The following is a 21275-nucleotide window of genomic DNA, read 5'->3' as shown; positions in this document are numbered from 1 at the left end:
AGCATATGGTTCCAACATGAACCGGGCATGAAGATGGCGGTTTTCCGCCGCCTCAAAGAATATTAGCAAAGCCCCAATTCCTTGCGCGCCTGCTTCGTCAGCTTCAGGCCAACCAGGCGGTGGCTCTCGCGCAAATAGTCCTTCAGCGCGCCATCATCCATGCTCTGGCTTGTCCGACGCTGGATCCACTTCATGCCACGCGAAGCAAGATAGGGCGCCGGGCGCAATCCTGGCTGCTCCTTGAGCACGTCATAGGCGATGTCGGAACATTTGAAGGTGACGAAGAGCTGCTGGCCCTGGTCCCAACCACCGATCGCGAACATCTTGGCCCCGACCTTCCAGACATGCGCGCCGCCCCACTGGACGACATGCGTGGTCGATGGCAGCGAGGCGCAGAAGCCGTTGTAGTCGTCCAGCGTCATTCACCCCCCGCCGATTGCATGAAAACGCCGCGCGTCCGGTGGACGCGCGGCGTTTGGAATCAGGCCGCCGCTTCGGCCGCGACGATCGTCGGCTTGGAGCGGAAATTCAGCCGGTCGGAGCCAGCCGTGACCTTGACCGTCGAGCCATCCAGGATCTCGCCAAGCAGGATCTTCTCCGCCAGCGGATCCTGCAGTTCCTTCTGCATCACCCGCTTCAGCGGCCGGGCGCCATAGGCAGGGTCGTAACCCTTGGCCGCCAGCCACTCAATCGCCTCGGGATCCAGCGACAGCGTGATCTTGCGATCGACAAGCAGGCTCTCCAGCCGCTTGAGCTGGATCTCGACGATGCGATCCATGTCCTTGCGGCGCAGCCTGTGGAACAGGATCACCTCGTCGACGCGGTTGAGGAACTCCGGCCGGAACGATGCCCTGACCACGCCCATCACCTCGTCGCGCACCGCATCGACATCCTGGTCCTCGCCGAGATTGACCAGATATTCGGCGCCGAGATTCGACGTCATGATGATCAGCGTGTTGCGGAAGTCGACCGTGCGGCCCTGTCCGTCGGTGAGCCGGCCGTCATCGAGCACCTGCAACAGCACGTTGAACACGTCCGGATGCGCCTTCTCGATCTCATCGAACAGCACGACCTGATAGGGCCGGCGCCGCACCGCCTCGGTCAGCGCGCCGCCCTCCTCATAGCCGACATAGCCGGGAGGGGCGCCGATCAGCCGGGCAACCGAGTGCTTTTCCATGAACTCCGACATGTCGATGCGCACCAGGGCGCTCTCGTCGTCGAACAGGAAGCTCGCCAATGCCTTGGTGAGTTCCGTCTTGCCGACGCCCGTCGGTCCGAGAAACATGAACGATCCGATCGGCCGGTTCGGATCCTGCAAGCCGGCACGCGCACGTCGCACCGCTTTCGAGACAGCCTGCACCGCTTCGCCCTGGCCGACGACACGCTTGCCGATCTCGTCTTCCATGCGCAACAGCTTGTCGCGCTCGCCCTGCAGCATCTTGTCGACCGGAATGCCGGTCCAGCGCGACACGATATGGGCGACATGGTCGGGCGTGACCACTTCCTCGACCATACCGGCCTTGCCGTCCTGGGCTTCGGCCTCCTTCAGCTTCTTTTCCAGTTCCGGGATCTTGCCATAGGCAAGCTCGCCGGCGCGCTGGAATTCACCCTTGCGCTGGGCAATGGCAAGGTCGTTGCGCGCCTCGTCGAGCTGCTTCTTCAGATCGGCGGCAAGCCCGAGCTTCTGCTTCTCGGCCTGCCACTTGGCGGTAATCTCGGTCGATTCCTCCTCGAGGCCGGCGAGTTCCTTTTCCAGGCGGGCAAGCCGGTCCTTCGAAGCCTCGTCCTTCTCGACCTTCAGCGCCTCGCGCTCGATCTTGAGCTGCATGATGCGGCGGTCGACTTCGTCCAGCGCCTCGGGCTTGGAATCGACTTGCATCCTGAGCCGCGAAGCGGCTTCGTCGACCAGGTCGATCGCCTTATCCGGCAGGAAGCGGTCGGCAATGTAGCGGTTGGACAACGTTGCCGCGGCCACCAGCGCCGAATCGGAGATCCGCACCTTGTGGTGCTGCTCGTATTTTTCCTTCAGGCCGCGCAGGATCGAGACCGTGTCCTCCACGGTCGGCTCGTCGACGAAGACGGGCTGAAAGCGGCGGGCAAGGGCCGCGTCCTTCTCGACATGCTTGCGGTATTCATCCAGCGTGGTCGCGCCGACGCAGTGCAGCTCGCCGCGCGCCAGCGCCGGCTTCAGCAGGTTCGACGCATCCATGGCGCCATCGGCCTTGCCGGCGCCGACCAGCGTGTGCATCTCGTCGATGAACAGGATGATGTTGCCACTGGCCGAGGTGACTTCCGAGAGCACGGCCTTCAGCCGCTCCTCGAACTCGCCGCGATATTTGGCGCCGGCGATCAGCGCGCCCATGTCGAGCGCCATCAACTGCTTGTCCTTCAGCGATTCCGGCACGTCGCCATTGACGATGCGCAGCGCCAGGCCTTCGGCGATCGCCGTCTTGCCGACGCCAGGCTCGCCGATCAGCACCGGATTGTTCTTGGTGCGGCGCGACAGCACCTGAATGGTGCGGCGGATCTCGTCGTCGCGGCCAATCACGGGGTCCAGCTTGCCTGCGCGGGCATCGGCGGTCAGGTCGCGCGCATACTTCTTCAGCGCGTCATAGCCCTGTTCGGCACTCGCCGAATCGGCCGTGCGGCCCTTGCGAACGTCGTTGATGACCTGGTTCAGCGCCTGCGCGGTGACGCCGGCCTTGGCCAGGATTTCGGCCGTCTTTGCCGATTTCTCCATGGCCAGCGCCTGCAGCAGCCGTTCGACGGTGACGAAGCTGTCGCCGGCCTTCTTGGCCAGGTCCTCGGCGGTCGAGAACACCTTGGCCAGCGGCTGCGCCAGATAGAGCTGGCCATTGCCACCCTCCACCTTGGGCATCGCCTCGAGCGCCGTCTCGACGCCGAGCTTGACGTCGCGGACATTGCCGCCGGCGCGCTCGATCAGCGACGCGGCCAAGCCCTCGTCATCGTCGACAAGCACCTTCAAAATGTGTTCGGGGGTGAATTGCTGATGGTTTCGGGAGAGCGCCATGGTCTGCGCGGACTGGATAAAGCCGCGCACGCGCTCGGAGTATTTCTCAAGGTTCATATCTGTCTCCTTCCATCACCGGCCCGCTTTGCGGCACCGGATCAGATTGCGGTGACGGACCCGCCCATTCGAGCCGGATCCTGTTCAGGCCAGATATGGTGCATGGACCCCGGTCCCTCAAGACGTCTCGATAGGGGTGAACGCATAATATTCCACGTCAGCCCAAACGAAAACGGCGGAGATTTCTCTCCGCCGTTCAATGTCTTGCAGTGCAGTTCGATCAGTTGTCGATGTCGGCGATCACGGGGTCGGCGCCGCCGCTCTCGGCCGGAGCCGCTGACGTCTCGCCGGCATCCGTATTGTCGCTGCCGCCCTCGATCTGATCGGGGTTGGTGCGTGGACGGCGTGGACGGCGCGGACGCTTGGCGGCACCGTTCTCGGCGGCGGCTTCGTTGAGCTCGGCCTGGGCCGCAAGACCTGCTGGCGAGAGACCGGCTGGCGAAAGACCGGCTGGCGAAAAATTCTCGAACCGCGGAGTAGGCTCGGCCGCCGGCACGGTCTCGGCCGGCGAAGCAGGCTCCGCCTGGACTTCCGTCTGCCCCGTGGACTCGTTGCGTTGCTGCTGATTGCCTTGTTCAGCCGCGGCATAGTCGCGCTGGCCGTTCTGACCATAGCCGCCATTGGGGCGGCGATCGCGGTGGCGCCCGCCATTGTTGTCGCGGCCGCCATTGTTGCGCCCGTTATTGTCGCGCCCGCTGTTGTCGCGCCCGCTGTTGTCTCGCCCGCTATTGTCTCGATTGTCGCGGCCGTTCTCCCGGTTCAGCGCAACCTCGGCCGGCATGCCCTCGATCACCGGCTGCGGGCCGGCGCCATGGTTGACGACGGGAATCTGCGAATCGGAACCGGCGCTGTTGCCCGCTCCGCCGTTGCCGGCATTGTCGAACTCGTCGCGATCCTCATCGCCGTCCTCGTCGAACTCGTCGCGGTTCTGCTGGACGTTCTGGATCGGCATCTGCGCCTGCGCGGCGGCGATGATGCGATTGTAGTGCTCGGCGTGCTGGAGGTAGTTCTCCGCCATCACCCGGTCGCCGGAGCTGTGCGCATCGCGGGCCAGGGTGGCATATTTTTCGGCGATCTGCTGAGCCGATCCACGGATCTTCACGTCCGGGCCGTTGCTCTCGTAGTTGCGCGTCAGGGGATTAGGTCCCTTGCGGTTGTTGTTGTTATTATTATTGTTATTGCCACCGCCGCCGCCATTGTTGTTGCGACCGCGCATGCGCCTGTTCTGCTGTTGTGGCCTCATTAGACTCTCTTCATAGTGAAATTTTCGAAAAACTCTTCACGAACGGAGGCGCTCATGCGGCCAGCCGTTTCGTCTCTTCACCGGCGTTCGCCCGCATCGATTGCGTTGGCGCCACGTGCCATCCTGTTCCGGTTACATCACTTTCCGGACGATTCCCGCACGAAGCATGGGCGTCGTTTGCGCAAGAAGGCAGCTATTTCCAAGGAAACCGAATCGCTAAGAGCACTGCCTGCTTCGTCTCATCCGGTTAGGCGACCCTAGCCGCATTCCCCGGTATTGCCAAGCGGTTTTTTCGCACTGCGTCAAGACGTTGCCCGTTGAAAAACAAGAACCCTGTCGTTTCCGCCGAGATCGCCAAACACCTTGCCGGCCGTGTAACCGGCCGCGCGAAATATATCGTTGACCTCGTTGCATTGTGTGTGGCCGATCTCGACCGCAATTCTGCCTTCGGCTTCCAGAAACCTTGCCGCCTCCGCGGCTATGATCCTGTAGGGGTTCAGCCCATCCGCGCCGCCATCAAGGGCCAGACGCGGGTCGAAATCGCGGACCTCGTCCTGCAGATTTCCAATGTCTTGTGTGGGTATATAGGGAGGGTTTGCGGCAATTACATGGTATCGGCCGGAAACTTTTTCGAACCAGTCCGACTGTAGCGTCGCGAACCGGTCGCCGAGCCCGGATTGCCCGGCATTGCGGGTCGCCGTGGCCAGAGCGCCGCCGGAGATGTCGACACCGGTGGCGGTCGCCGCCGGCACGACGCTCAACAGCGCCAGGGCGATGGCACCCGTGCCGGTGCCGAGGTCGAGAATGCGGCATACCCCCTCCCGTGCGGCCATGGCCTTGACGAAGGGCAGCACCGCCTCGACCAGCGTTTCGGTGTCCGGCCGCGGCTCGAGCGTCTCCGGCGACAGCGACAGGCGCAAACCGTAGAATTCGCGATAGCCCAGGATGCGATGCACCGGCTCGCCACCGGCCCGCCGCCTCAGGGCGCCGTCGATCGCGGCGATGGCGTCTGCGTCGATCTTGCGTTCGGGGTCGGTAATGGCTTGCGTTCGCGTCGTGCCGGAATAGTGCTCGACGATCAGCCGCGCGTCGAGCGCGGGATCCTCGACACCGGCTTCGGCAAGCCTGGCCCGCGCCTCCCGCAGCAGCGCCCCCAGCGCCACGGGCAGTTGCTCAGCCATCGAGGCCGATATCGGCCAGCAGCTTCGACTGGTGATCGGCGATCAGCGCGTCGACGATTTCGTCGAGTTCACCCATCATCACCCGGTCGAGCTTGTAGAGCGTCAGGTTGATGCGATGGTCGGTGACCCGGCCCTGCGGGAAATTGTAGGTGCGGATGCGTTCCGAGCGGTCGCCCGACCCGACCTGCGACTTACGCGATTCGGAACGTTCCTCGTCCGCCTTGCTGCGTTCCATGTCGTAGAGCCGGGCGCGCAGGATCTGCATGGCCTTGGCCCGGTTCTGGTGCTGCGACTTCTCCGCCTGCACCACCATGATGCCGGTCGGCAAATGGGTGATGCGCACCGCCGAATCGGTGGTGTTGACGTGCTGGCCACCGGAGCCCGACGCCCGCATCGTGTCGATGCGGATGTCCTCGGCCCTGATATCGATGTCGACCTCTTCGGCTTCCGGCAGCACGGCGACGGTGGCAGCGGACGTGTGGATGCGCCCGCTGGCTTCGGTCGCCGGCACACGCTGCACGCGATGCACGCCGGATTCGAACTTCAGATGGGCGAACACGCCCTTGCCCGAGATCGTGGCGATGATTTCCTTGAAGCCGCCGGCATCGCCGTCGCTCGCCGATACCGTTTCGAACCGCCACCCGCGTTCGGCGGCGTAGCGCTCATACATCCGAAACAGGTCGCCGGCGAAGAGCGCCGCCTCATCGCCACCGGTGCCGGCGCGGATTTCGAGGATGGCGTTCTTGTCGTCGGCGGCATCCCTGGGCAGGAGCAGGATCTGGATGTCCTTCTGCAGCGCCTCGATGCGCTCCTCGACGCCGGGCAGATCGGCTTCGGCGAGCGCCCGCATCTCGGCATCGGTGCCCTTGTCGGCGAGCATCGCTTCGAGGTCGGCCTGCTCGTGCTCGGCCGAGCGCAATTCCCTGACCTTGGCCACCATATCCTGCAATTCGGCATATTCCGACGCCATCTTCACATAGGCATCCGGCGCCGGTCCGGCCGACATCTGGGCTTCGAGCATCTCGAAACGCTTGACGACTTGATCCATGCGATCGCGGGGCAAATTGACCATGACGGGGCTGCTACAACGGGATCGAGCGGTCGTCGGCGAAGGCCTGCAGCAACGCCCGCATCGGCAAGCCCTGCGCCGGCGCCATCAGATTGTCGTCGAAGAACGCCTTCAACTCCTCCAGCGGCAACTCCGTCAGCATGGCCTTGACCGGACCGATCGAGGCCGGCGACATCGAGATCGAGCGGAAACCGAGGCCGATCAGCGCCATCGCCGAGATCGGCTTGCCGGCGAGTTCGCCGCACAAGGTGACCGGCGTGTGATTGCGGGCGCCGGCGTCGGCGATCTGCTTGAGCACACGCAGGAACGGCGCCGACAGCGTATCGAAGCGGTTGGCCAGTTGCGTGTTGCCACGGTCGACCGCCATCACGAACTGGAACAGATCGTTCGACCCGACAGAGACGAAGTCGACCGCCTTCATCAGTTCGTCGAGCTGGAACAGGAGCGACGGCACTTCCAGCATGGCGCCCAGCTTGAGGCTGGTCGGCAGGTGGTGGGCGAAGCGCGAGAGGTGCCGCACCTCGCGGTCGATGATCTCGCGCGCCTGGGCGATTTCGCCGAGCTCGGTCACCATCGGCAGCATCAGCTTGAGCTCACGCCCGCCGCTGGCCTTGAGCAGGGCGCGGATCTGGGTGCGCAGCAAGCCCGGCCGGTCGAGCGTCAGGCGGATCGCGCGCCAGCCGAGCGCGGGATTTTCTTCCTGGATCGCGCCCTTGAAATAGGGCAGCACCTTGTCGCCACCGATGTCGATGGTGCGGAAGGTGACCGGTTTGCCACGGGCGGCCTCGAGCACGTCGCGATAGAGTTTTTCCTGGGCCTCCGCACGCGGAAAGGTCGAGGCGACCATGAACTGCAATTCGGTGCGAAACAGGCCGATGCCGGCCGCGCCCGCCTCGGCCAGTTGCGGCAGATCGACGGCAAGCCCGGCATTCATCAAGAGATCGACCTGGACACCGTCCCTGGTCGTCGACGGCTTCTTGCGCAGCTCGCGGTAAACCTCTTGCCGGCGCGCCCTGAAACGCACCTTTTCAGCATAGGCGGCTTCGAGATCGGATTGCGGCCGCAGATGGATTGCGCCTTCCTCGCCGTCGACGATGATGGGGTCGCCGTTTTCCGCCATGGAAACGGCGCCCTTCATCTGGCCGGCGACCGGAATGCCCATGGCGCGCGCGACGATGACGACGTGGCTGGTGGCGGCACCATCCTCGAGCACCAGGCCACGCAGCTTGTCGCGAGGGTAATCGAGCAGTTCGGCGGCGCCCATCGAGCGGGCGACGATGATGGCATCCTTCGGCAGCGAGGCCGCGACATCCTCGGGCCCACGTCCCATCAGCTGCCGCAGCAGCCGGTTGGCGAGGTCGTCGAAATCGCTCATCCGCTCGCGCAGATAGGGATCGGTCATGTGCAGCATGCGGGCGCGCATGTCGCTCTGCACCTTTTCCACCGCCGCCTCCGCCGTCAGGCCGTTGCGGATCGCTTCTTCCAGCCGGCGCACCCAGCCGCGGTCGTTGGCGAACATCCGGTAGGCTTCCAGCACCTGGCGATGCTCGCCCTCGAAGGCGACATCGCGGCGCTCCAGCATGTCGTCGATCGAGAGCCTGAGCGAACCGAGCGAGGCTTCGAGCCGGCGAACCTCTTCCTCACTGTCCTCGTTGAACAGATTGGTGACGACGATGCGCGGCTCGTGCAGCACGACATGGCCAAGCCCGACACCGTCGTTGAAGGACAGCCCCGTGAAGCTCACCGGCCGGCGCAGATCGAGTTCCAGCCCGGGCCGGGTCAGCCGCGCCAGATCGCCGGTGGCGATCATCTCGGCGATGACCATGGCGGTGGTTTCCAGCGCCTCGACCTCGTCGTCGCGGTAATGGCGCATGGTCTTGTTCTGGACAACCAGGACGCCCAGCGTGCGCCCTGCCCTGAGCACCGGCACGCCGAGGAAGGAATTGTAGATCTCTTCCCCGGTCTCCGGCAGATAGGCGAAGGCCGGATGTTCCTGCGCGTTGGACAGGTTGAGCGGCCTGGCACTTGCGGCGATGGTGCCGACCAGGCCTTGTCCCAGCCGCAGCTGCGCCAGGTGGACGGCGTTCGGGTTCAGACCTTCGGTGGCGTAGAGTTCGAGTACCGAATCGGCGCGCAGCACGTAGAGCGAGCAGACTTCGGCGACCATGTTGGAGGCGATGTCGCGCACGATGCGGTCAAGCCGCTCCTGCGGCTCCAGCGGCTCCTGCATGAGCTCGCGGAGCCGTTTCAGCAAAACGCGCGGGCCAACGGCCGTGTCACGCATCGCGGCTTCTTCTCCAATGGGCATTTTGCCCGCCGCAGTTTCCACTGCGACCGGCGCACACGCAACAACTCAAATCGTTCTCGCTACTGCTTATCCAGACCGTAGACGGAATGCAAAGTACGAACCGCGAGTTCAGTGTATGGACCGTCGATCAGTATCGAAATCTTGATCTCGGAGGTCGTGATCGCCCGGATGTTGATCGACTTGTCGGCCAGCGCCTTGAAAGCGGTGGCTGCAACGCCCGCATGGCTCCTCATGCCGATGCCGATGACCGAAACCTTGGACATGCCGGCTTCCGACTGCACGACATCGTAGCCGACTTCGGCTTTCAGATTTTCGAGCACGTGAAGCGCCTTGTCGACGTCGCCCGAGGGCACGGTGAAGGTCATGTCGGTGAACTTGCCGTCCTCGGAGATGTTCTGGACGATCATGTCGACATTGATGTTGGCCTCGGCCAGCGGCCCGAAAATGCCGGCGGCGACGCCCGGGCGGTCGCCGACGCGGCGCAGCGAAATCTGGGCCTCGTCCTTGGCGTAGGCAATTCCGGTGACGACCTGCTGTTCCACGATCTCTTCCTCGTCGCAAATGAGCGTTCCCGGAGGATTGAGCAAATCCCCCATTCCGGGCGCGTCGGGATCGTCGAAGGACGACCGCACGAAGGTACGCACCCTGTGCACCATGGCAAGCTCGACCGAACGCACCTGCAGAACCTTGGCGCCGAGCGAGGCCATTTCAAGCATTTCCTCGAAGGAGATCTTGGCCAGCCGGCGCGCCTTGGGCTCGATGCGCGGATCGGTGGTGTAGACCCCGTCGACGTCGGTGTAGATGTCGCAACGGTCGGCCTTGACCGCCGCGGCGATGGCGACGGCACTGGTGTCGGAACCGCCGCGGCCCAGCGTGGCGATCCGGTTGTCCGGGCCGATGCCCTGGAAACCGGCAATGACGGCCACCTGCCCCTCGCCGAAGCGCTTGATCAGGAATGCCCCGTCAATGTCGAGGATGCGCGCCGCGCCATGCGCGTTGTCGGTCTTGATCGGGATCTGCCAGCCCTGCCAGGACCGCGCATGCACGCCCATGTTCTGCAAGGTGATGGCGAGAAGGCCGGCGGTGACCTGTTCGCCGGAAGCGACGACGGCGTCATATTCGCGCGCGTCATGCATCGGCGAAGCTTCGCGCGTCCAGCCGACCAGCTCGTTGGTCTTGCCGGCCATCGCCGAGACCACTACCGCCACCTCGTGACCTGCGTCGACCTCGCGTTTGACGTGACGCGCCACATTGCGGATGCGGGCGATGTCGGCGACGGAGGTTCCGCCGAATTTCATCACGATACGCGCCATGGAAGCGAAATGCCTTTGACTGAAACCGGCCACCTGCCAAACCTGGGAGCCGAAAACGGAAGAAAACGCCCGGCTGGCGCCGGCCACTGAATGCGCGGCCTCCTTAGCCAAATGACGAGGGTTTCGCAAGGCTGCGGCCGATCGCAAGCTTCAAGAAGACGGCATATTGCCTTACAGGCTTGCGCCGCTTACCAAATGCTGCCCGCGGGGAATTCCTTTTGGTTCGGCATAACAGATGATTGCTCGGCTTCGGCGCGCCACGCGATTGCAATCGCTTCCGCTTGTCGCGGGCTTCGCCGTGCTGGCGCTGATCGTCGGCACCCGTGCCGTGCTCGTCGAGAGCCAGAGAGCCAATCGTGCGGCCGCGCGCGAGACGATCGAGTATCAGGAACAGCTTTCCGGTCTGCTTTCATTGGCCCAGGACGCCGAGAGCGGTCAGCGCGGCTACCTGCTGACCGGTGAAAAATCCTATCTCGAGCCCTACCGGAAGGCCGTCGAGGCCATCCCCGGACAGCTCGCCCGTATCGACGCCATGACGGCTGCGGACGACCAGCTCGTCCAGCAGGTCAGCCACATCAAGGACGCGCTTTCGCAAAAGCAGGCCGAGCTGTCGCAGACAATCGCGCTCTACGACCGGGGCGATGCGGCAAAGGCCCTGCAACTGGTCCGCAGCGGCCAGGGCAAGGCCGCCATGGACGAGATCCGCGCCAGCATGGACACGATCCGGCGGATCGGCGCCGCCGCCGTGGCCGCGCGCGACGCCCACACCGACCGAGTCGAGGCCTGGCTGCGCATCGGCTCACTGGCAGCGTTGCTGGCGATCTTCCTCCTGGCCGCCTACACCATCCGTCAATCCCGCCGCCGCTTCCGCGAGGTCGCCACGGCCCAGGAAGAGTTGATGCGCAAGAACATCGAGCTCGGCAACGAGATTCAGACGCGTGAAAAGGCCGAATCCCAGATACGCCAGATGCAGAAGATGGAAGCGGTCGGGCAATTGACCGGCGGCATAGCGCATGACTTCAACAACATGCTGGCGGTCATCCTCAGCGCCATGAACCTTGCCCAGCGCAAGCTGAAGCGTGGCGAACATGACATCGAAAAACTCGTCGAGGCCGCGACCGACGCAACCAACCGTGCCGCCAATCTGACCTCCCGCCTGCTTGCCTTCTCGCGGCTGCAGCCGCTGGCGCCGCAGGTTGTCGATGCCAACCGCCTGTTGACGGGCATGTCCGATCTTCTGCGCCGTGCGCTCGGCGAAGGCATTCGCATCGAAACGGTGCTGGCGGGCGGCCTGTGGAAAACTCATGCCGATCCCAGCCAGATCGAGAACGCGATCCTCAATCTTGCCGTCAATGCCCGCGATGCCATGGACAATGACGGCAAGTTGACCATCGAGACCGCCAACAGCCACCTCGACGAGGCCTATGCATCCACGCACGCCGAAGTCGCGCCTGGCCAATATGTGATGATCGCGGTGACCGACGCCGGCGCGGGCATGTCGCCGGAAGTCATTTCCAAGGCCTTTGAGCCCTTCTACACGACCAAGCCGGTCAACAAGGGCACGGGACTTGGGCTGAGCCAGGTGTTCGGCTTCGTCAAACAGTCGGGCGGCCACGTCAAGATCTACTCCGAGATCGGCGAAGGCACGACGGTCAAAATCTATCTGCCGCGGTTTTTCGGGCCGGAGGAGCCGGCGGCACCCGCCGGGCCCGGCAAGAGCGCCGTCAGGGTCACCGAGACGATCCTCGTCGTGGAGGACGACGCCCGCGTGCGGGCCGCCACGACGGGGGTCATGCGCGAACTCGGCTACACCGTCATCCAGGCCGGGAGCGGCGAGGAGGCGCTTCAGAAGCTCGCCGCGACCCCTGGCATCGCCCTGCTTTTCACGGACATCGTCATGCCGGCGATGAATGGCCGCAAGCTCGCCGAGGAGGCGGCCGCACGCCGGCCCGGGTTGAAAGTCGTCTTCACCACTGGTTTCACCAGGAACGCCGTGGTCCACAACGGCGTGCTCGACCATGACGTGCACTTCCTGGCCAAGCCCTTCACCATGGAGCAGCTGGAAGCGAAGCTGCGCGACGTGCTGGACACGAATTAGGCTGGCCTTTGGTCGGCCAGTCACTTTGTCAGCATTGAAAATTGTTGCCTTGACATTCGATGCCTCACGCCCGACTTCCTAGCGTTCGAGGAGACCAACCGAATGCCTGAGCCCCGACGATCGACGATCGATGCCGGAGAAGTGGAACGCTTTTCCGCCCTTGCCGCCGAATGGTGGAATCCGAACGGCAAGTTTCGTCCGCTACACAAATTCAATCCGGTCCGGCTTTCCTATATCCGCGACCAGATCGCGGCGCGCTTTGGTCGCGACCCGCGCGCGGCGCGGCCGTTCGAGGGCCTGCGCATCCTCGACATCGGTTGCGGCGGCGGCCTTTTGTGCGAGCCGATGGCGCGGCTCGGCGCCGAGGTGGTCGGAGCGGACGCCTCCGAAACAAACATCGAAGTGGCGAAACTCCATGCCGCCGAAGGCAATGTGAGCATCGACTATCGCGCCACGACGGCGGAAGATCTCGCAGAGGCGGGCGAAAAATTCGATGTCGTCCTCAACATGGAAGTGGTCGAGCATGTCGCCGACATCGACCTGTTCGTCGCCAAATGCGGCGAGATGGTCAAGCCCGGCGGCATCATGTTCGTGGCCACCATCAACCGCACTCTGAAAGCGCTCGGCCTCGCCATCATCGGCGCCGAATATGTGTTGCGCTGGCTGCCGCGCGGCACCCATCAGTTCGGCAAGCTGGTGCGCCCGGAAGAGCTGGAAAAGGCGCTGGGCGGCGCCGGCCTGACCATCATCGACCGCACCGGTGTCACCTACAATCCGCTTGCCGACCGCTGGGCGCGGTCGAAGGACATGGACGTCAACTACATGGTGCTGGCGGAAAAGGGATCGGTCTGATCCGCCAATCCTCGGCTGTCGATACCGAACGGCCGGAGCCCGGCGGCGACGCCGGCGACAGTACGAACTGAGCCCGAAGCCGTCAGGCCTTCTGGCTTTGCGCCTTAGTGGTGATGAAGACGCCCGCCGTGACGATGATGGCGCCGACCCAGGTCAGCAGCTGATAGTGCTCGCCAAGGAAGATCGTACCGGCGAACAGCCCTACGGCCGCCGCGACATAGCCGATCTGGCTGAGATAGACCGGGCCGCCCACCGCCTGCAGCCGGAAGAAGAAAGCGAACATCGCCGATGCCGAGGCCATCTGCGCCACCACGGTGAGCGGCACGGCGCCGAGCTGGACGAAAGCTTTGCCTCCAAGCAAGGTCAGGATGCCGACGAGCAGCATCAACGCGGACGCCAGATGGCTGCCGACCGCGAGTTCGATAGGGCCGGTGCCTTCCGGCCAGTCGACCGTGCGATAAATGTTGCCGGCCGCAAGGCTGACCGGAATGAGCAGGCCCATGACGACCCAGAAGACATCGGCCGGCTGGCCGGCCTCGCCACGCGTCACGGCCACCATGACCGCGCCGAGGAAGCCGACGGCAATGCCTGATATGCCCAGCATGTTGGGGCGCCGGACACCGAGCAGGATCGAGAACACCAGCGTGATGACCGGCGACAGCGTGAACATGATGCCGGTGTAGCCGGCCCCCAGATGCGGGATGGCCGAGAACATCAAAAGGTTTGGCACGGCATAGGAAACGGCGGCAGTGACGAAGAAATAGCGCAGTTTGTGCGCGGTGAGCCGGATGCGCTGGCCGCGCAGCAGCAGGACGACGAAAAGCACGCCACCGGCGCCGAGCGAGATGACGAAGGCCCAGACCATGGCCGGCACGCCGGCCGCGGTGGCGAGCTTGCCAAAGGGCAGCGTCAGGCCGAGCAGGCCGCCGGTGACGACCAGCAGGCCGAGCGCCGAATCCCAGAGATATTTCATGATCGAGCCCTATGGTGCACAGCCTCTTGGCTGGCGTTGCATATCGCGGTAAGATAACGAAAAGATTCTTAACGTCAAGATAAATTATGGTGAGATAGATGGACCGCGCAGGGAAAGCCATCGAGCAATGGCAGCGGGAACGGCCGGACCTGGATGTGTCGCCGATGGCCGTGATCGGGCGCTTGAATGAGGTCTCCTCGCTGATCGCGCGCGAGCGCCTTGCGCCGCTCTTTGCCCGTTTCGGACTCCAGGCGGGAGAGTTCGATGTGCTGGCGACGCTGCGCCGCTCCGGCTCGCCTTACGCGCTGACCCCGACAGCGCTTTACGAGGCCACGATGGTGACCTCCGGGGCCATGACCAACAGGCTGGATCGGCTCGAAGCGTCTGGATTGATCCTACGCGGGCCGCATCCCAACGACCGGCGCGGCATCGTCGTAAGGTTGACTGAAAAGGGTCTCGCCCTGATCGACGAGGCCGTCACCGCTCATGTCGCCAACGAACACGAGGTTCTCGCAGGCCTGACGCCGACGGAACGGGAAACGCTTTCACATCTGCTAGAGAAATTGATCGGCAGCGTGAGCTGATCGCTCAGTTCCGGTCGTCCGGAAACACCGGGATCGGCATGAATTCGACACCGTCCTCGGCCAGGCTCTTGGCTTCGTCCAGCGTCGCCTCGCCATAGATACCGCGCGCATCGGTCTCGCCGAAATGGATCTTGCGCGCTTCCTCGGCGAACTTGTCGCCGACATAGTCGGCATTCTCGCGCACTTTCTCGGCCATCGCCTTCAGCTGGGCCAGCGCCTGCTTCTGTGCCTCGCCCATGGCAAGCGCGATGGTTTCCTGCTTGCGTGCCGTGGACACGGCGGGCGCCATCAGCGCCTTCTCGACCCTGTGCGAGCCGCAACTGGGACAGTCGACGAAGCCGCGCTTCTTCTGGGTGTCGAAATCGTCATTGCTGCGAAACCAGCCCTCGAACTCGTGCTCGCTTTCGCAGATCAGGGAAAAGCGGATCAAGAGGCGGCACCCCTGAGGCGCGGCGCCTCGCCGGCATTGAGGGCGAAATCCCGCGCATTCTTCAAATTCGGAATCTTCTTGCGCGCCGCAAGCGATTGCGCCGGGTCGATCTCGGCGACGATCACGCCAGGTTCGTCATGCGCGGCCTCGGCGAGGATGCGGCCCCACGGATCGACGATCAGCGAATGGCCGTAGGTCTCGCGGCCGTCCTCATGCAGGCCGCCCTGCGCGGCGGCGACGACAAAGGCGCCGTTCTCGATGGCGCGTGCCCTCAGCAGCACATGCCAGTGGGCCTCTCCCGTCTGGCGGGTGAAGGCCGCGGGCACGGTCAGCACCTCGGCGCCGGCCATTGCCTCGGCACGGAACAATTGCGGAAAACGCAGATCGTAGCAGACCGCGAAGCCGAGCTTCGCGTCCGCGATCGCGGTCACGACGGCCTCGGTGCCCGGTTCGTAAGCAGCGGATTCACGCCAGCTTTCGCCATTGTCGAGGTCGACGTCGAACATGTGGATCTTGTCGTAGGTGGCGAGCGTGGCACCGTCCGGACCGAACAGCAACGCCCGGTTGGCGAGCTTCCCGTCGGCGCGCAGTATAGCGGTCGAGCCGATATGCAGGAACACGCCGAGTTCGCGCGCCAGCCTGCGCGCGGTCGCGACGATGATGTCCTTGTCCTCGGAGGTGAAGGAAGCGGCGCGCGCTTGCTTGTCGCGGATCAGCGCTCCGGTCATTTCCGGCGTCTGGATGTAGGTCGCGCCTTGGGCCGCGGCCTCACGCACCAATTGTTCGAGATCGACCGCATTGCGCTCGGGGCTCTCGCCTGAACGCATCTGGATCGCCGCTGCCTTGAAAACACCACCCATCGTCACACCCTCAAATCGTCGCGCCATTGGCAAGCAGCTTGTCCAGCCGGCCTTCGGCCTCCAGTTCATGCAGGTCGTCGCAGCCGCCGACATGTTTGTCGCCGATGAAAATCTGTGGAAAGGTCGTGCGGCCGTGGGCGCGCGACATCATTTCCTGGCGCAGCTCCGGCGAAAACGAGGCATCGTGCTCGGTATAGGCGACACCCTTGCGATCCAGCAACCGCTTGGCCGCCGTGCAGTAGCCGCACATCATACGCGTATAGATCGTGACATCGACCATGACGAATTTCCGCTTCCGTTGCCGACTTATATAGTCGCGGACTCGTCCGCCCGGAAGTCCCCCGGCAAAACGCGGGCAAAGGTCAGCACGTCGACGGCGGCGGCACCTCCCTTTTTCAGCGCCTTGGTGGCGGCCCGCACGGTGGCGCCGGTGGTGTAGACATCATCGACCAGAAGCACCCTGCGGCCGGCAATCTCGATCTCGGCCTCATCCGGCACGCGAAATGCGGCGCGCACATTCTCCTCGCGTTCCTGCCGCTCCAGCCCGACCTGCTGGCGGGTGAGTTTCACGCGCCGCATGGCGGAAGGCGCGAACGACAGCCCGCTGAGCTCGCAAACAGCACGCGCCAGTTCGGCCGATTGGTTGAACCGCCGCCTGAAAAAACGGCGCCAATGCAGCGGCACGGGCACCACCACATCCGCATCGGCGATGAGGTCGGCGCCCACGCGGACCATCCAGCGCGCCATCCAGGGAGCGAGATCGGTGCGGTCCTGGTATTTAAGCCCCTGCACCATCTGGCGGGCGACGCCGGAATAGGCGACCGCTGCCCGCGCCCGTTCGAAGGGCGGCGGATCGGCGATCGCCTCCGCCGAGAGAAACCCATCGCCCATGTGATGGGTGAACGGCGTGCCCATCACCGGACACCAGGGCCGTTCCAACAGCCGCAGCTTCGGCCAACAGTTGCCGCACAGCACGCCGGGTTGCGAGACCTGCCGGCGGCAGCCGGCGCAGACCGGCGGAAACAGGATGCGCGCCGGCCATCCCAGGGCCGACCGGGCAGCCGACCGGGCCAGCTTCCTGATCTCGATGGACTTGATCTCTGGCATCGGATCGGCCACGTGGTTTGTTTCTCGGCGCCACCATACCAACCATATCAGGGCGCGGACATACAAGGACCCATCCCTTGCAGCCTATAATGGATACCTCCCTGTGGCTGGCGCACAAGCGGCGCGCGCTCATCCATCCGGTTGAGGGTGCCGACTTCCTCATGCACCGCGCCGCCGAGGATCTTGCCGATCGGCTGGATGCCGTCGAACGCAGGTTCGCCAAGGCGGCGGTGCTGTTTTGCCAGACAGCGGCCGCGGCCGAGGTCGTTGCGCGGAGCGGCAAGGTGGCGGATGTCGCCCGTGTCGAGATGGACGCGGCGTTCCTGAATGGTGCCCCCGGCCTGATTGCTCCGCTGGAGACCGTACCGTTCGAGCCACAAGGTCTCGATCTGGTGGTGTCGCTTCTGTCGCTGCAGGCGATGAACGACATCCCTGGCATGTTGATCCAGATTCGCCGCGCGCTGCGGCCGGACGGACTTTTCCTTGGCGCCTTCGCCGGCGCCGGCACGCTTGCCGAACTGCGCGAAAGCCTGCTTGTCGCCGAGACCGAGCTCCATGGCGGCGCCAGCCCGCGCGTCATTCCGTTCACCGACGTGCGCGATGCCGGCGCGCTGCTGCAGCGTGCCGGTTTCGCGCTGCCGGTCGCCGACGTCGAGACGGTGACGGTGCGCTATGCGAACCTGTTCGCCCTGATGGCGGATCTGCGTGCCATGGGTGAAACCAGCGCACTCGCCGACCGCAGCCGGCGGCCAGGATCACGCAGATTGTTTGCCCGCGCCGCGCAAATCTACGCCGAGCGCTTTTCCGACCCCGACGGTCGCATCAGGGCAAGCTTCTCGATTGTCTGGATGTCCGGCTGGGCGCCCGACGCGTCGCAGCAAAAGCCGCTGAAGCCCGGTTCGGCCAAGGTTTCGTTAAAGACGATACTGGAGGGGCCTGAAGGGCATTGAGCTCGCGGGCAGCCCTTGAGCAGGAACTGCGTAAACAAAGAGTCTAAGGGGCGAAGGCGTTGGCAAGTCTGCTGGAATCGTCGCTGAACAACCAGGTCAGCGAATTGAAGACGTGGCTAATACCGCCGATGATCGTCAGCGACAATACGCAGACTATCATGGCGTATTCGACGACCGTGGCGCCGTTTTCGTCCTTCAGAAAGCGCAGCAGCAGCACCGTTTTCATCACCTCATTTCCCCCTTGCCACGACCCTACCGACGATCTGTTAAGAAAGGTTAACGGCAAAGGCTTAACAGGCGATGAAATGGTCGCCATTCGGGAATGTTCCAACCCAGGTCAGCAGTCGCCACTGCTTTTGCCATCGGCGCGAATGATGCAGACGCCGCCGGGGTCGGCCTGCAGCACGCTGCGGCGCACCGTGTAGGTGCTGCGATGGCTGATCGAACCGGTAGCCGTCATGTCGAGGCCGGGAAAACCGTCGCGGGCCGTTTGCGAACGCGTCTGGTTATCGAGGAAAGGGGTCGCGATCAGCGCCAGCGCCACCGCGGCCGATCCGAACAGCAGCGTGACGCGGAGCACGCCCATGCCGGCGTCGACGGCACGAAAACCCCGCTCGGGCCGGATCGAATCCCAATCCTTGTCCAGGCTCATTCTATTGCTCCCCAGCGCACGACGGCGGCCGCGAGAGAACGGCCATGCATCAATTTTTCATGATGAGATAAATCTTCCATTAACGCTGGCTGATATGGACCGTGGTCCGATCCGATCCTCGATCCTCAGAGGAGATCGATCAGGAACGGGATCAATGGCGCGTCGGCCGGCGGCATCGGATAGTCGCGCATCTGTTTGGGCCGTACCCATTTCAGCGCCTGCCCTTCCCTCGGCTGGGCAATGCCGCGGAAACGGCGGCAGACGAACAGCGGCATCAAGAGATGGAAATCATCATAGGAATGGCTGGCGAAGGTCAGCGGCGCCAGGCACGGGGTCTCGGTCTCGATGCCGATCTCCTCATGCAGTTCACGGATGAGGCATTGTTCCGGCGTCTCGCCAGGCTCGACCTTGCCGCCGGGAAATTCCCACAGGCCGGCAAGCTGCTTGCCTTGCGGGCGCTGCGCCAGCAGCACGCGGCCATCGGCATCGACCAGCGCGCATGCGGCGACCAGCAGCAGGCGCTTGCCGTTGGATGTCACATCATTCATGGCCGGGCGGCCGGCGGTAATGATAGCGATAGACTTCCTCGAAGCCGAGCGCGCGGTAGAGCGCCAGCGCCGGCACGTTGCCGGCCTCGACCTGCAGCCAGGCCTCCCGCGCGCCGCGCAGCCTCGCCCATTTCAACGCCGAAAGGATCAGGTTGCGGCCGTGCCCCTTGTTGCGCGCCGCCTTGTCGGTAGCGACCTCGAACAGGCCGGCAAGATCGCCGTCATGCACGCAGATCAGCGTCGCCAGCGGCTCCGTCCCGTCCTCAAGCGCGAACAGCCCGGCCTCCGGCTGTATGGCGCCGATGATCTCCGACAAGCCCGGCCGCAGCGATACGTCCGAGCCGTTGACCTTGAGCAATGCGCCGATGAAGCGGCTGATGTCCTTGAGCGGAATCTGGTCCATGGCGGCGTCGAGTTGCGCGTCGGCCAACGGCAGCCGCATGACCAGCGATTCGTCGAACCGGCTCCAGCCCTCCTTGTCGAGATGGCTGGCAAGATCAGGCCCCGACAGTGGCGACATGCGGAACGTCAATGGCCGGCCATAGGCGTCGAAGCGGCGGCTCGCACGACCGATGCGGTCGGCGATATGCTGGATGTCGCCGGGATCGAGCGGGTTGACCGAGTTCAGTCGCTTGGCCGGATGGCCGGCGGTCAACCGCACCACCCAGGTGCCGTCATAGTGGACGGCGGCCGCGGGCCAGGCGCGAAAGCCCGCCGCCTCGTAGCGGCGCACGGTCGCGAGCATGCTTGCCGGATGGCGCGAAACCAAGGCGATCAGCTCCGGTAATCGCCATTGATGGCGACATATTCCTTGGTGAGGTCGCAAGTCCACACCGTCGCCTTGCCGCGGCCGATGCCGATATCTGCGCGAATGCGGATGTCGTCGCGCTTCATGTAGGCCGAGGTTTTTTCTTCCGAATAGCCAGGGTCCCGCTCACCCTCATGCGCCAGCCTGTTGTCGCCGAACCAGATCGACAGCCGGTCGCGATCAGCTGGCTCGCCGGCCTTGCCGACGGCCATGACGACGCGGCCCCAATTGGCGTCCTCGCCGGCGACCGCCGTCTTTACCAGCGGCGAATTGGCGATCGACAGCGCGATGCGCTTGGCCGAGCGGGCCGACTTGGCGCCGGTGACGGTGACTTCGACCTGCTTGCGCGCGCCCTCTCCGTCGCGCACCACCTGCAACGCCAGCGACTTCAGCACCTTGCCGAGCGCCCGGCGGAACGCGCCGAGGCGGGCATCCCTGGGATCGGTGATCTCGGGCGCGCCGCGCTTTGCCGCCTTGCCGGTGGCGAACAACAGCAGCGTATCGCTGGTCGAGGTATCGCTATCCACGGTCACCGCGTTGAACGTCTTGGCCGTGCCACGCGACAAAAGATCCTGCAGGACCGGTGCCGCGATCGGCGCGTCGGTGGCGATGAAGGAGAGCATCGTCGCCATGTCCGGCGCGATCATGCCGGCGCCCTTGGAAATGCCGTTGATGGTGACATCGGCGTCACCGAGCTTGACGGTCTGCGTCGCCACCTTCGGATAGGTGTCGGTGGTCATGATGGCCTTGGCCGCCTCGGTCCACAGGTCGGGCTTGCCGCCGTTGACCAGGCCGGAAAGCAGATGGCTGAACTTGGTTGTGTCGAGCGGCTCGCCGATGACGCCGGTCGAGGCCAGGAAAACCTCTGCCGCTGTACAGTCCGCGGCCTTCGCCGCCGCTTCGCCCGTCATCGCGGTCGACTCGCGACCCTTCTTGCCGGTGAAAGCGTTGGCGTTGCCGGAATTGACGATCAGCACCCGTGCCTTGCCGGCGCCAAGGTTCTGCCGGCAGAAATCGACCGGCGCCGACGGACATTTCGACTTGGTGAACACACCGGCGACCGCGGTGCCGGCATCGAACACCATGGCCAGCAGGTCGGTGCGGTTCTTGTACTTTATCCCCGCTTCGGCGGTGGCGATGCGCACCCCCTCGATTTCCGGCATTTTGGGGTATTTCTTCGGCGCGAGCGGCGAAATCGTCGTGGACATGGG

The 21275-nt window shown here is 64.4% G+C and carries 21 protein-coding genes; 4 read left to right on the top strand and 17 right to left on the bottom strand.

Annotated features, from left to right (window positions below; translation table 11 throughout):
• Positions 1 to 62: 62 nt before the first annotated feature.
• From LB564_RS20850 to LB564_RS20820, 7 genes are all read right to left on the bottom strand, one after another.
• On the bottom strand, positions 63 to 422 hold the full coding sequence (locus LB564_RS20850) for an MmcQ/YjbR family DNA-binding protein (RefSeq protein WP_224540556.1): 360 nt from the start codon (positions 420 to 422) through the stop codon (positions 63 to 65).
• Positions 423 to 481: 59 nt separating this feature from the next.
• Positions 482 to 3088, bottom strand: a complete 2607-nt coding sequence (gene clpB, locus LB564_RS20845; protein ID WP_224540553.1) for an ATP-dependent chaperone ClpB — start codon at positions 3086 to 3088, stop codon at positions 482 to 484.
• Between the two features lie 220 nt (positions 3089 to 3308).
• Positions 3309 to 4331, bottom strand: a complete 1023-nt coding sequence (locus tag LB564_RS20840; protein WP_224540551.1) for a DUF4167 domain-containing protein — start codon at positions 4329 to 4331, stop codon at positions 3309 to 3311.
• A 302-nt stretch (positions 4332 to 4633) separates the two neighbouring features.
• Complete coding sequence (gene prmC, locus LB564_RS20835; RefSeq protein WP_224540548.1) at positions 4634 to 5512, bottom strand: peptide chain release factor N(5)-glutamine methyltransferase; 879 nt, start codon at positions 5510 to 5512, stop codon at positions 4634 to 4636.
• The gene (gene prfA / locus LB564_RS20830; protein ID WP_224540546.1) at positions 5505 to 6584 is read right to left on the bottom strand and encodes a peptide chain release factor 1; all 1080 of its coding nucleotides are present in this window, start codon (positions 6582 to 6584) and stop codon (positions 5505 to 5507) included. The genes prmC and prfA overlap by 8 nt, the downstream gene beginning before the upstream one ends.
• A 10-nt stretch (positions 6585 to 6594) precedes the next feature.
• Positions 6595 to 8865, bottom strand: a complete 2271-nt coding sequence (ptsP, locus tag LB564_RS20825) for a phosphoenolpyruvate--protein phosphotransferase (protein WP_224540545.1) — start codon at positions 8863 to 8865, stop codon at positions 6595 to 6597.
• 83 nt (positions 8866 to 8948) lie between these two features.
• On the bottom strand, positions 8949 to 10202 hold the full coding sequence (locus tag LB564_RS20820; RefSeq protein WP_140710121.1) for an aspartate kinase: 1254 nt from the start codon (positions 10200 to 10202) through the stop codon (positions 8949 to 8951).
• A 235-nt stretch (positions 10203 to 10437) separates the two neighbouring features.
• Between LB564_RS20820 and LB564_RS20815 the strand changes: the two genes are divergently transcribed.
• Both LB564_RS20815 and ubiG read left to right on the top strand, forming a co-directional pair.
• A complete protein-coding gene (locus LB564_RS20815; protein WP_224540543.1) occupies positions 10438 to 12300 on the top strand; it encodes a CHASE3 domain-containing protein in 1863 nt (620 codons plus the stop codon).
• Positions 12301 to 12402: 102 nt separating this feature from the next.
• Positions 12403 to 13152 (top strand): bifunctional 2-polyprenyl-6-hydroxyphenol methylase/3-demethylubiquinol 3-O-methyltransferase UbiG, encoded by a 750-nt coding sequence (ubiG, locus tag LB564_RS20810; RefSeq protein WP_140710118.1) that lies wholly within the window; start codon positions 12403 to 12405, stop codon positions 13150 to 13152.
• 82 nt (positions 13153 to 13234) lie between these two features.
• Here the strand turns inward: ubiG and LB564_RS20805 are convergent, their stop codons facing one another.
• Positions 13235 to 14125, bottom strand: coding sequence for a DMT family transporter (locus LB564_RS20805; RefSeq protein ID WP_224540540.1), 891 nt, complete (start codon positions 14123 to 14125; stop codon positions 13235 to 13237).
• Between the two features lie 98 nt (positions 14126 to 14223).
• Between LB564_RS20805 and LB564_RS20800 the strand changes: the two genes are divergently transcribed.
• Positions 14224 to 14709 (top strand): MarR family winged helix-turn-helix transcriptional regulator, encoded by a 486-nt coding sequence (locus LB564_RS20800; RefSeq protein WP_224540538.1) that lies wholly within the window; start codon positions 14224 to 14226, stop codon positions 14707 to 14709.
• Between the two features lie 4 nt (positions 14710 to 14713).
• Here LB564_RS20800 and LB564_RS20795 read toward each other — a convergent pair whose 3' ends face one another.
• From LB564_RS20795 to LB564_RS20780, 4 genes are read right to left on the bottom strand one after another with little or no spacing between them, the layout of a single operon-like run.
• The gene (locus LB564_RS20795) at positions 14714 to 15139 is read right to left on the bottom strand and encodes a DUF1178 family protein (RefSeq protein ID WP_224540536.1); all 426 of its coding nucleotides are present in this window, start codon (positions 15137 to 15139) and stop codon (positions 14714 to 14716) included.
• Complete coding sequence (locus LB564_RS20790; protein ID WP_224540534.1) at positions 15136 to 15999, bottom strand: carbon-nitrogen hydrolase family protein; 864 nt, start codon at positions 15997 to 15999, stop codon at positions 15136 to 15138. Before LB564_RS20790 ends, LB564_RS20795 begins: the two co-directional genes overlap by 4 nt.
• Positions 16000 to 16009: 10 nt before the next feature.
• The gene (gene grxC / locus LB564_RS20785; RefSeq protein ID WP_224540532.1) at positions 16010 to 16279 is read right to left on the bottom strand and encodes a glutaredoxin 3; all 270 of its coding nucleotides are present in this window, start codon (positions 16277 to 16279) and stop codon (positions 16010 to 16012) included.
• A gap of 26 nt (positions 16280 to 16305) precedes the next feature.
• Positions 16306 to 17118, bottom strand: coding sequence for a ComF family protein (locus tag LB564_RS20780; RefSeq protein ID WP_224540530.1), 813 nt, complete (start codon positions 17116 to 17118; stop codon positions 16306 to 16308).
• 65 nt (positions 17119 to 17183) lie between these two features.
• Between LB564_RS20780 and LB564_RS20775 the strand changes: the two genes are divergently transcribed.
• The gene (locus tag LB564_RS20775; protein ID WP_224540529.1) at positions 17184 to 18056 is read left to right on the top strand and encodes a methyltransferase domain-containing protein; all 873 of its coding nucleotides are present in this window, start codon (positions 17184 to 17186) and stop codon (positions 18054 to 18056) included.
• Between the two features lie 43 nt (positions 18057 to 18099).
• Here LB564_RS20775 and LB564_RS20770 read toward each other — a convergent pair whose 3' ends face one another.
• The 5 genes from LB564_RS20770 to argJ all read right to left on the bottom strand — a co-directional run bounded on the left by LB564_RS20770 (position 18100) and on the right by argJ (position 21272).
• Positions 18100 to 18282 carry a Flp family type IVb pilin gene (locus LB564_RS20770; RefSeq protein ID WP_140710103.1) on the bottom strand — a complete coding sequence of 61 codons (183 nt, stop codon included), beginning with the start codon at positions 18280 to 18282 and terminating at the stop codon, positions 18100 to 18102.
• Positions 18283 to 18393: 111 nt separating this feature from the next.
• Positions 18394 to 18708 (bottom strand): hypothetical protein, encoded by a 315-nt coding sequence (locus tag LB564_RS20765; RefSeq protein WP_224540527.1) that lies wholly within the window; start codon positions 18706 to 18708, stop codon positions 18394 to 18396.
• A gap of 125 nt (positions 18709 to 18833) precedes the next feature.
• Positions 18834 to 19256, bottom strand: a complete 423-nt coding sequence (locus LB564_RS20760) for a (deoxy)nucleoside triphosphate pyrophosphohydrolase (RefSeq protein WP_224540524.1) — start codon at positions 19254 to 19256, stop codon at positions 18834 to 18836.
• A complete protein-coding gene (locus tag LB564_RS20755) occupies positions 19249 to 20001 on the bottom strand; it encodes a GNAT family N-acetyltransferase (RefSeq protein WP_140710143.1) in 753 nt (250 codons plus the stop codon). The genes LB564_RS20760 and LB564_RS20755 overlap by 8 nt, the downstream gene beginning before the upstream one ends.
• 29 nt (positions 20002 to 20030) lie before the next feature.
• Complete coding sequence (argJ, locus tag LB564_RS20750) at positions 20031 to 21272, bottom strand: bifunctional glutamate N-acetyltransferase/amino-acid acetyltransferase ArgJ (RefSeq protein WP_224540521.1); 1242 nt, start codon at positions 21270 to 21272, stop codon at positions 20031 to 20033.
• Between the last annotated feature and the right edge of the window lie 3 nt (positions 21273 to 21275).

The organism is Mesorhizobium sp. ES1-6, from assembly GCF_020164775.1.
Lineage (GTDB): Bacteria > Pseudomonadota > Alphaproteobacteria > Rhizobiales > Rhizobiaceae > Mesorhizobium.
This window is presented reverse-complemented; position numbering and strand designations above follow the sequence as displayed.

Coding starts and splice junctions, on each gene's coding strand:
- LB564_RS20850 (WP_224540556.1), bottom strand. CDS start 422: ATGACGCTGGACGACTACAACGGCTTCTGCGCCTCGCTGCCATCGACC.
- clpB (WP_224540553.1), bottom strand. CDS start 3,088: ATGAACCTTGAGAAATACTCCGAGCGCGTGCGCGGCTTTATCCAGTCC.
- LB564_RS20840 (WP_224540551.1), bottom strand. CDS start 4,331: ATGAGGCCACAACAGCAGAACAGGCGCATGCGCGGTCGCAACAACAAT.
- prmC (WP_224540548.1), bottom strand. CDS start 5,512: ATGGCTGAGCAACTGCCCGTGGCGCTGGGGGCGCTGCTGCGGGAGGCG.
- prfA (WP_224540546.1), bottom strand. CDS start 6,584: ATGGTCAATTTGCCCCGCGATCGCATGGATCAAGTCGTCAAGCGTTTC.
- ptsP (WP_224540545.1), bottom strand. CDS start 8,865: ATGCGTGACACGGCCGTTGGCCCGCGCGTTTTGCTGAAACGGCTCCGC.
- LB564_RS20820 (WP_140710121.1), bottom strand. CDS start 10,202: ATGGCGCGTATCGTGATGAAATTCGGCGGAACCTCCGTCGCCGACATC.
- LB564_RS20815 (WP_224540543.1), top strand. CDS start 10,438: ATGATTGCTCGGCTTCGGCGCGCCACGCGATTGCAATCGCTTCCGCTT.
- ubiG (WP_140710118.1), top strand. CDS start 12,403: ATGCCTGAGCCCCGACGATCGACGATCGATGCCGGAGAAGTGGAACGC.
- LB564_RS20805 (WP_224540540.1), bottom strand. CDS start 14,125: ATGAAATATCTCTGGGATTCGGCGCTCGGCCTGCTGGTCGTCACCGGC.
- LB564_RS20800 (WP_224540538.1), top strand. CDS start 14,224: ATGGACCGCGCAGGGAAAGCCATCGAGCAATGGCAGCGGGAACGGCCG.
- LB564_RS20790 (WP_224540534.1), bottom strand. CDS start 15,999: ATGGGTGGTGTTTTCAAGGCAGCGGCGATCCAGATGCGTTCAGGCGAG.
- grxC (WP_224540532.1), bottom strand. CDS start 16,279: ATGGTCGATGTCACGATCTATACGCGTATGATGTGCGGCTACTGCACG.
- LB564_RS20770 (WP_140710103.1), bottom strand. CDS start 18,282: ATGAAAACGGTGCTGCTGCTGCGCTTTCTGAAGGACGAAAACGGCGCC.
- LB564_RS20765 (WP_224540527.1), bottom strand. CDS start 18,708: ATGAGCCTGGACAAGGATTGGGATTCGATCCGGCCCGAGCGGGGTTTT.
- LB564_RS20760 (WP_224540524.1), bottom strand. CDS start 19,256: ATGAATGATGTGACATCCAACGGCAAGCGCCTGCTGCTGGTCGCCGCA.
- LB564_RS20755 (WP_140710143.1), bottom strand. CDS start 20,001: ATGCTCGCGACCGTGCGCCGCTACGAGGCGGCGGGCTTTCGCGCCTGG.
- argJ (WP_224540521.1), bottom strand. CDS start 21,272: ATGTCCACGACGATTTCGCCGCTCGCGCCGAAGAAATACCCCAAAATG.